Origin of the sequence: Rothia santali, assembly GCF_024199905.1 — a bacterium.
Classification (GTDB): Bacteria; Actinomycetota; Actinomycetes; order Actinomycetales; family Micrococcaceae; genus Rothia; species Rothia santali.
In genome coordinates this window covers 1-8,423 of sequence record NZ_JANAFB010000065.1, presented here as the reverse complement: position 1 = coordinate 8,423, position 8,423 = coordinate 1, and the positions used below count along the sequence as shown (strand labels likewise).

Here is an 8,423-nt window from a genome sequence, read left to right as displayed (position 1 = left end):
GCGCGCCGTACTTGAGCTGCTCGGACAGAGTCCGGGCCTGCTCCTCGGTGAAGTTGCCGGTGATCTGCGGCTCGCCGTTGGCGATGACGGCCTCCGCGCGGGGGGCGGAGAGCACCTCGTCGTCGAGCATGATCGCGAACGCGGCCTTGGGGTCGTTCTGGTTCAGCCCGTAGATGCCGTAGAGGCGCTCGGTGACCTCGCGGAACTTCTCGGTGGCGTCGCCGTTGAACTTAATGTTCACGCCCCACTGGCCCGTGGTCGTGGTGCCGTTGCCGCTGCGCACCTGCGAGTAGCTGGCGTCGCTGATGTCGCTGCCGGTCAGCTCGACGGGCCCGAGCAGGTACTTCATGGTCCCGTCGGCCGAGCAGGCGACCGCGGCGGCGTCGGGGTCGGCCTCCGCGGCGTCCTCGGTGCCGGCGGAGCAGTCGAGGGCGTCGTACTGCTCCTGCAGGGCCGGGGTGATCCAGTTGGGGTCGGAGCCGCTCACGGGCTCGGGCGGGTTCTGGTCCAGCTGCGCGTAGTCGGGGCGGGACTCGGCGGGGACCGGGGTCCCCTGCCCCTCCTCGAGCACCGAGCGGAAGCTCATCTGCGCGGAGGCCTGGATCAGGTCGCGGGTCTCCTGGTCGGGGATGCCGGGCAGGGACACGACGACGTTGCTGCCGGACTGCGTCGTCACCTCCGCCTCGGAGACGCCGGCGCCGTCCACGCGCTGGCGGATGATCTCGACCGCCTGGTCGAGCTGGTCCGAGCTGATGGACTCGCCGTCGGACCCGCTGACCTGCGGGGAGAGGATCATCTGGGTGCCGCCGGAGAGGTCCAGCGCCAGCTTCGGCGACCAGGACTGGCCGAACTTGGCCGTCGAGAGTCCGATGGCGCCGATCATCACCGCGATGATGGCGACGAGCAGGATCAGGGACTTGCGGGCCCCGACCGTGCGCTGTGTGCGAGCCATGAGCTTGTCCTACGCGCTAGAGAGCGAGGCGCCCGTGCCTGACGGGCGCCTCGCGCAGTGGGTCTGGGGTGGGTCAGCGGGAGCCGTTGCCCTGGGGGCCGCGGTTCTCGTCGTCGCGGTCGGTCGCCTCGCCGTTGAGGTTCGGGCGGCGGTCGCCGCCGTCGAAGGTGGGGCGCTCCGCCTCGGGGGCCTCCAGGCTCCCGGCGCGGGCCGCCTCGGCCTCCTGGGCGCCCTGGGCGGCGGAGGCGCGCGCGGCCTCCGGGGTGCCGGGGACCTGGCCGTTCTCGTCCAGCACGGTGGTCACGGTCTGCAGGTGGACCTTGATGTTGGTGCCCGGGGCGATCTCGAGCACGGCGGTGTTGGTGTCCTTGTCGACCGAGACGACGGTCGCGAAGACGCCGAACTGGGTCATGACCGGGGTGCCGGGGCCCATGGCGTCCTGGCGGTCCTTGAGCTGCTGGCGCATCTTCTTCTGGCGGCGCATGGGCAGCACCAGGAAGATGACGAGGATGGCGACCATGAGCACGAGCATCAGGATGCTCGATCCGCCGCCTCCGCCACCTCCGGCGGCGAGGAGCTGTCCATCGGCGTTCACGGTGGAGGGAAACATATCGTCCTTCGATTCGGGGGCGGTCTGGCGTGCCCCAGGAGACCGGACCGGGGACCCGGCGGGTCGGCCGGCGGAATGCGGCGTGGGGCACACCTCTTTCAGTGTAGTTGAGGAGTCTGGCAATCCCATCAATGCCCGCCCGGGGCCCGCGATGCCGACCGCGGGGCGATCCGCGGTTCGCGTCGTCCCGCCGCTTCGGCCCTCGACCCCCGGCGCTGCGGCCCTCCAGCGCCTCAGCCCTCCGGCGCCTCGGCTCTCCGATGCCTTAGCCCTCCGGCGCCGCCAGCCCGAGGTGGTCCCACGCGGCCGGCAGCGCGATGCGCCCCCGCGGCGTGCGGCCGATGAGCCCCTCCCGGACCAGGTACGGCTCGGCGACCGTCTCCACCGTCTCGGTCTCCTCGCCCACCGCGATGGCCAGCGTGGACAGCCCCACCGGGCCCCCGCCGAACTTGTGGACCAGCGCCTCCAGCACGGAGCGGTCCAGCCGGTCCAGCCCGCGCGCGTCGACCTCGTACATGTCCAGGGCCGCGGCGCACGAGCGGGCGTCGATGTGCCCGACGTCGTGCACCAGCGCCCAGTCCCGCACCCGGCGCAGCAGGCGGTTGGCGATGCGTGGGGTGCCGCGGGAGCGCGAGGCGATCTCCGTGAAGCCCTCCGTGCTGATGGGCAGGTCCAGCAGGCCCGCCGAGCGGCGCAGCACCAGCTCGAGCTCCGCGACGTCGTAGAACTCCAGGTGTCCGGTGAAGCCGAAGCGGTCCCGCAGCGGTCCCGGCAGCAGCCCGGCCCGGGTGGTGGCGGCCACGAGGGTGAACGGCGGGAGCTCGAGCGGGATCGAGGTGGCGCCCGCGCCCTTGCCCACCACGATGTCGACGCGGAAGTCCTCCATGGCCATGTAGAGCATCTCCTCGGCGGGGCGGGACATGCGGTGGATCTCGTCGAGGAAGAGCACCTCGCCGGGGGTCAGGGAGGACAGGATCGCGGCGAGGTCGCCCGAGTGCTGGATCGCCGGGCCGGAGCTGATGCGCAGCGGGGCGCCCATCTCCTCGGCCACGATCATGGCCAGCGTGGTCTTGCCCAGCCCGGGCGGGCCCGAGAGCAGGATGTGGTCGGCGCTGCGCCCGCGCAGCTTGGAGGCCTCGAGGACCAGGGAGAGCTGCTGGCGCACGCGCGGCTGGCCCACGAAGTCGCCGAGGGCCTTGGGCCGCAGGGCCGACTCGATGGTCTGCTCGTCCGGCTCCTCCTCGGCGCCGACGAGGCGCTGGCCGGGGGCCGCGGCGGCCGCGGCGTGGTCGGGGAACTGCTGTGTCATGGCTTCCTTTCCCGGCGCGCGCTAGCTGCGGTGCCCGATGCCGCTGGTCTTGCCCAGGCTGGCCAGGACGGCCTTGAGCGCCGCGGGGACGGTCAGGGAGTCCGCCTCCGGCTCGACGTGGATGAAGGCGGCGACCGCGGCCGCGGCGTCCTTCTCGTTCCACCCCAGCCCGTAGAGGGCCTGCTCGACCTGGGAGCGCCAGGCGGGGCCCTCCTCCGCCGCCGCGCCGGGGCCCGGGATGTCCAGCGTGCCCTCGTCCCCCTCGGGGAGCACGAGCTTGCCGGCCAGCTCCAGCACGATCCGGCGCGCGCCCTTGGGGCCGATGCCGGGGACCTTGCTGAACGCCTTGTCGTCCCCGGAGGCCACGGCGGCCGCGACGTCGCGCGGGGTGTAGACCGAGAGCACGGCCAGCGCGATCCGCGGCCCGATCCCGGAGACCGAGAGCATGGTCTCGAAGACCTCGCGCTCGGCGGCGTCGCGGAAGCCGAAGAGGGTCAGGGAGTCCTCGCGCACGATCAGCGAGGTCTGGACGCGGGCCTGCTCCCCCAGTCGCAGCCCGGCCAGGGTGTCGGGGGTCGCGTGGACGAGCATGCCCACCCCGCCGACCTCGATGACGGCGTCGTGCAGGCCCACGTGGCCCACCGTTCCGTGGAGAGAAGAGATCATGGCACCATCTTATTCGAACGTATGTGCGAGAAACAGCTGGGGCGGCTCAGCGGGCGCGTCGGCTCCGCTCCTCCGCCTGCTGCCACAGCCGCTGGGCTGGCGTCATCGCGCTGCGTCCGGCCGTGCTGGGGATCGAACCCTGGTGGGTCTGGACGCCGGCGGACATGTCGTAGCCGGTGCCGATGCCGCCCGAGCGCCATCCGTGGCAGATGGCCAGGGCGAGGGCGTCGGCGGCGTCGGCGGGCTTGGGCATCTGCTCCAGGCCGAGGATGCGGGTGACCATGCGGCCCACCGAGCCCTTGTCCGCCCGGCCGCTGCCGGTGACCGCGGCCTTGACCTCGGAGGGCGTGTGCCAGGCGACCGGGACGCCGGCCTTGGCGGCCGTGGCGATCACGGCCCCCGAGGCGTGCGCGGTGCCGATGACCGTGGTCACCGACTCCTGGGAGAAGATCCGCTCGATCGCCATGACGTCCGGGCGGTGCGTGGAGATCCACGACTCCGCGGCCTCCTGGATATGGAGGATGCGCTGGTCGAGGGGATCCGCGGCCTTGGTCCCGGCCACGCCGACCGCGACCAGGCGGGCCTTGCGGTCGGCGGTCATCTCGATCACGCCGAAGCCGCAGCGGGTCAGGCCCGGGTCCACCCCGAGAATCCGCATGGGCCGGCCGCCGCGGGCGGGCGGGGCGGTCATCGTGCGGCCCCGCGGGACCCGAGGCGCGGTGAGCGCGTCGGCCGCACCCGGCGCGTCGTCCCCACCGCGTTCATCGCCCGTCCCGCGCGCGTCAGTCGTCGGCCTCGAGCTCCGCCATGACCTCGGCGGAGATGTCGGCGTTGGAGTAGACGCTCTGGACGTCGTCTAGCTCCTCGACGGCGTCGACCAGGCGCAGGAACTTGCGGGCGCCCTCGGCGTCGAGGTCCACGTGCATCGTGGGGCGCCACTGCGGGTCGTCGTTGTTGTACTCCAGGCCGGCCTCGTCCAGGGCGGTGCGGATGGCGGGGAGGTCGGTGGCCTCGGAGATGACCTCGAAGACCTCGCCCTCCTCCTTGACCTCGTCGGCGCCGGCGTCGAGGACGGCCATGAGGACGTCGTCCTCCTCCAGCCCCTCGGCCTTGGCGACCTCGACGACGCCCTTGCGCTCGAACATGAAGGCGACCGAGCCGGAGTCGGCGATGGTGCCGCCGTTGCGGGTCACCGCGACGCGGACGTCGGAGGCCGCGCGGTTCTTGTTGTCGGTCAGGCACTCGATGTACAGCGCCGAGCCCTGGGGCCCGCGGGCCTCGTACAGGATCTCGGTGTAGTCGATGACCTCGCCGGTGAGGCCGGCGCCGCGCTTGACCGCGCGGTCGATGTTGTCGTTGGGGACCGAGTTCTTCTTGGCCTTGGAGATGGCCAGGTCGAGCGCCGGGTTGCCGGAGACGTCGGCGCCGCCCATGCGGGCCGCGACCTCGATGCCCTTGATGTACTTGGCGAAGGCCTTGGCGCGCTTGGCGTCGATCGCGGCCTTCTTGTGCTTGGTGGTGGCCCACTTGGAGTGACCCGACATGAATGTGCTCCTTGAGTGTCGCTGAAGGTTTCCTCGTGCGGTCGCCCGTGCGCGGCGGGAGGGCCCTCCCGCTGCGGGCGCGGGGGCCGGCTCGAGGCGCACGGGACCGCGGGCAAGCTGTTACCAGTGTACCGGCGGGTGCAAGCTGCGGCGGGCGCTGGGCGCGCCGGGACGGGACGGCGTCGTGCGCTCGGGCGGTGTCGCGACGACGCCGCCCGCCCGGGTCAGCGCGGCCGGCCCGCCGCGACCTCGCGCGCCTGCGCCACGAGCGCGTCGTCGATCTCGGCCGGCGTGAAGTCGCCGTAGCGCTTGCGCGCCGCCGCCTCGATCAGGAAGTCGCTGATCCGCGGGTTCTTCGGCAGCAGCGAGCCGTGCAGGTAGCTGCCGACGACGTTGCGGTACCGGGCGCCCTCGTGGTCGTCCTCGAGGTTGTTGCCCTCCCCCTTGACCACGGTGCCCAGCCGCTGGACGTTGGGCCCCAGCGTCGTGAGCCCGGAGTGGTTCTCGTAGCCGACGATCCGGCCGAACTCCTCCGACTCCGTGACGATGTTGCCGATCAGCCGCTCGGTGCCGCCCACGGTGTGCGCGTCGAAGACGCCGATGCCCTGGAGCACCTCGCCGTCCACGGTGGTGAAGTCGTGGCCGAAGAGCTGGTACAGCCCGCAGATCGCGAGCATCGGGGTGCCGTCCTCGACCATCTGGCGCAGGTGCGGGGCGATCCGGTGCAGGTCCTCCTGGATGACCGACTGGCCGGAGTCCTGCCCGCCGCCGCCCACCAGGACGTCGATCTCGGCCGGGAACTCGTCCCCCGGGTTGTGGTCGAGGATGCGGGTGGCGTACCCGTGCCGCCGGGCGCGCCGGGACAGCGAGAGGACGTTGCCCCAGTCCCCGTAGATGTTCATGTCCCGGGGGTAGAGCTGCAGGATCGTGAGGGTGCGTTCGTTCCGGGTCATCTAGATCTCCTCGACCTCGGTCATCGTGGCGAGCTCGCGGCGCAGGGCGAGCATCGAGGTGTACGTGCAGAAGACGCGCATCGGCTGCGTGCCCGAGCCCTCGACGAAGCGGCGGAGCGCGCTGCGCAGGTCGGTGTCCACCGCGCCGACCGCGACGTCGTCGTGCTCCAGGCGCAGCGCCATGTCGTAGGCCCGGGTGCCGGAGACGACGTCGACGCCGCCGGGGGCCAGCGTGTCGAAGTCGACGTCCCACAGCCAGGAGACGTCCCGGCCGTCGGCGTACTCGTCGTTGATGGTGATCATGGTCGCGTAGTCAGCGCCCGTGGCCGAGGCCAGGGAGAGCCGGAAGCCCGCCGGGTTCTTGACCAGCAGCAGCTGCAGGGACCGGTCCCCCAGCCGCACGGACTCGCCGCGGCCGAAGGCGGGGGTCACGCGGGACAGCTCCTCGAGCAGGACCTCCTCGCGGGCCTCCTCCCCCATGACCTCCAGGGTCAGGGCCAGCGCGCCGGCGGCGTTGAAGATGTTGTAGATCCCGTAGAGGTGGACGTCGGTGCGGACCTCGCGGTCCCCGACCCGCAGCACGGTGTCGGTGCCCTCGAAGGACTGGAGCACGACGCCGGCCTCGGGCAGGTCCGCGGCCTGGGCGGCGGGGCGCTTGTCCCGCATCTCGTCGTCCGAGGGGAAGCGCTCGCGCAGCGCCTCAGAGAGGCCGTAGTAGGCGATGCCGGTGCCGGGGCGCACGTCCTCGGCGAGGCGGCGGATGCGGGGGTCCTCGCGGTTGAGGACCACGGTGCCGGTGGTGGCCGCGGCGACCTTGGCGAGCATCTTGCGCGTGGTGTCGATCTCGCCGAAGCGGTCCAGCTGGTCGCGCATGACGTTGAGCAGCAGCGCGTACCGCGGCGGGAACAGCTTGACGAAGTGGACGGCATGGGCCTCGTCGAGCTCCAGCACGGCGATGTCCGCGTTGAGCCGGCCGAAGACGTCGAGCCGCTCGAGCAGCGCCGCGGCGACCCCGCGGACGAAGTTGGAGCCGGTCCGGTTGGTGAAGACCCGCAGCCCCTGGGACTCCAGGAGCTGGACCGTCATCTTGGTCGTGGTGGTCTTGCCGTTGGTGCCGGAGACCACGACGACGCCGCGCGGCAGCGTCGCGAGCTGCCGGGCCACGAACCCCGGGTCGATCTTCTCCATCACGAGGCCGGGGAACGCCGAACCGCCGCCGCGGCGGGCGCTGGCGTACCGGATGCCCTGGCCGATCAGGCGGGTCACGGGACGCATCACGGGGCTGAGAAACCTTGGGGTGGGCATGGGGTCCATCCTAACCCGCGGGGCCCGGGCGGCTCGGCCATCCGCGCGCGGCGGCGCCGTGGCCGGGCGGCTTCCCCCGAGCGGCGCCGTCGCACGCGAGTGGCCCTTTCCGGACGATGCCGTCGCGGCCGGACGGTTCTGCCTGCGCGGCGCCGCCGTGCCCGCGCGGCTCTGCGATGATGGCCGGATGGACTCCTCGCACGCCCCCTCCTGCTCCGACGCCCTGCCCGGTGAGCGCTTCGTCTGGCGCGACCTCGCGTGGCGGGACCGCGCGCCGGTGGCCGTGGTGGAGCCGCTGCGGGACGGGCGGCCGTCCGGGGAGCGCGTGACGATCCCGCTGCTGGGCGACGGGCGGGCGAGCGGCGCCGGGGCCGACGTCGCCCGGCCGGGCGGCACCCCGACGGCGGAGACGCGGCCGGGCGGCCACCTGCTCGGGGCGACGCCCCTGCCCCCGGAGGACCCGGAGGCCGGCCTGTGGTGCTCGGGCTTCGCGCACGCCTACCTCGACGAGGACGGCGAGCCGTGCTTCCGCGGCGTCGACTGCCCCAAGGCGCATCGGATCGAGCGCGGCCAGCAGTGCCCGCTGTGCCTGCACCTGGACCGGTTCCGCCCGATCCACGGCGCGCACCGCGGGGCGGAGCTGAGCGAGGCCGCCCGGGCGTACGTGGCGCGCCCGCACTGGCTCTACGTCGCGACGTTCCCGGACGGCGCCTCGAAGGTCGGCACGGCGCACGAGCGCTCCAAGACCTCGCGCCTGGACCAGCAGGCGGTGGCCCGGGCGAGCTACGTGGCCCTGGCCGACGACGGCGTCGTGGTCCGCCGCCTGGAGGACGCCTGCACCCGGGAGCTGACCCTCCCCCAGGCCAAGCGCGTGGCGACGAAGTTCCGCGCCTGGTGCGCCCCGCTCCCCTCCGCTGAGCTGGACCGCATCCACGACGAGCTGGCGGGCCGGGCGCGCGGGCTGCTGGCGGAGTTCGCGGGTTCGGCCGGTGCGGCGTCGTCGGCCGGAATGACAGGCGCGACCGACCCTGCGGCCGCGGCGGAGCTGACGGACGGGGCGGACCCGGAGGTCGAGGGAGTCGGC

General features: G+C 73.0%; 8 protein-coding genes and 1 pseudogene. 1 reads left to right on the top strand and 8 read right to left on the bottom strand.

Features of this window, described 5'->3' with window-relative positions; translation table 11 throughout:
• From NBM05_RS14835 to NBM05_RS14800, 8 genes are all read right to left on the bottom strand, one after another.
• A partial coding sequence (locus NBM05_RS14835; protein ID WP_373689349.1) for a preprotein translocase subunit SecD occupies window positions 1–952 on the bottom strand: 952 nt, incomplete at its 3' end.
• Between the two features lie 73 nt (window positions 953–1,025).
• Window positions 1,026–1,562 (bottom strand): preprotein translocase subunit YajC, encoded by a 537-nt coding sequence (gene yajC, locus NBM05_RS14830; protein WP_254169034.1) that lies wholly within the window; start codon window positions 1,560–1,562, stop codon window positions 1,026–1,028.
• Between the two features lie 265 nt (window positions 1,563–1,827).
• The gene (ruvB, locus tag NBM05_RS14825) at window positions 1,828–2,871 is read right to left on the bottom strand and encodes a Holliday junction branch migration DNA helicase RuvB (protein WP_254169032.1); all 1,044 of its coding nucleotides are present in this window, start codon (window positions 2,869–2,871) and stop codon (window positions 1,828–1,830) included.
• A gap of 21 nt (window positions 2,872–2,892) precedes the next feature.
• Complete coding sequence (gene ruvA, locus NBM05_RS14820) at window positions 2,893–3,537, bottom strand: Holliday junction branch migration protein RuvA (protein WP_254169030.1); 645 nt, start codon at window positions 3,535–3,537, stop codon at window positions 2,893–2,895.
• 46 nt (window positions 3,538–3,583) lie between these two features.
• Window positions 3,584–4,195: a crossover junction endodeoxyribonuclease RuvC gene (gene ruvC, locus NBM05_RS14815; RefSeq protein ID WP_254169028.1), complete on the bottom strand. Its 612-nt coding sequence runs from the start codon at window positions 4,193–4,195 to the stop codon at window positions 3,584–3,586.
• A 124-nt stretch (window positions 4,196–4,319) separates the two neighbouring features.
• The gene (locus NBM05_RS14810; RefSeq protein WP_254169026.1) at window positions 4,320–5,081 is read right to left on the bottom strand and encodes a YebC/PmpR family DNA-binding transcriptional regulator; all 762 of its coding nucleotides are present in this window, start codon (window positions 5,079–5,081) and stop codon (window positions 4,320–4,322) included.
• A 224-nt stretch (window positions 5,082–5,305) separates the two neighbouring features.
• Entirely contained in the window at window positions 5,306–6,034 is a 729-nt protein-coding gene (locus tag NBM05_RS14805; RefSeq protein WP_254169024.1) for a type 1 glutamine amidotransferase, read from the bottom strand.
• Window positions 6,035–7,339, bottom strand: coding sequence for a Mur ligase family protein (locus NBM05_RS14800; protein WP_254169022.1), 1,305 nt, complete (start codon window positions 7,337–7,339; stop codon window positions 6,035–6,037).
• Between the two features lie 187 nt (window positions 7,340–7,526).
• Here NBM05_RS14800 and NBM05_RS14795 point away from each other — a divergent pair.
• Window positions 7,527–8,423 (top strand): annotated as a pseudogene (locus NBM05_RS14795) (hypothetical protein); the annotation flags it as partial.

Bases quoted from the DNA above. Each gene is read 5' to 3' on its own strand.
- yajC (WP_254169034.1), bottom strand. From the start codon at position 1,562: ATGTTTCCCTCCACCGTGAACGCCGATGGACAGCTCCTCGCCGCCGGA.
- ruvB (WP_254169032.1), bottom strand. From the start codon at position 2,871: ATGACACAGCAGTTCCCCGACCACGCCGCGGCCGCCGCGGCCCCCGGC.
- ruvA (WP_254169030.1), bottom strand. From the start codon at position 3,537: ATGATCTCTTCTCTCCACGGAACGGTGGGCCACGTGGGCCTGCACGAC.
- ruvC (WP_254169028.1), bottom strand. From the start codon at position 4,195: ATGCGGATTCTCGGGGTGGACCCGGGCCTGACCCGCTGCGGCTTCGGC.
- NBM05_RS14810 (WP_254169026.1), bottom strand. From the start codon at position 5,081: ATGTCGGGTCACTCCAAGTGGGCCACCACCAAGCACAAGAAGGCCGCG.
- NBM05_RS14805 (WP_254169024.1), bottom strand. From the start codon at position 6,034: ATGACCCGGAACGAACGCACCCTCACGATCCTGCAGCTCTACCCCCGG.
- NBM05_RS14800 (WP_254169022.1), bottom strand. From the start codon at position 7,339: ATGCCCACCCCAAGGTTTCTCAGCCCCGTGATGCGTCCCGTGACCCGC.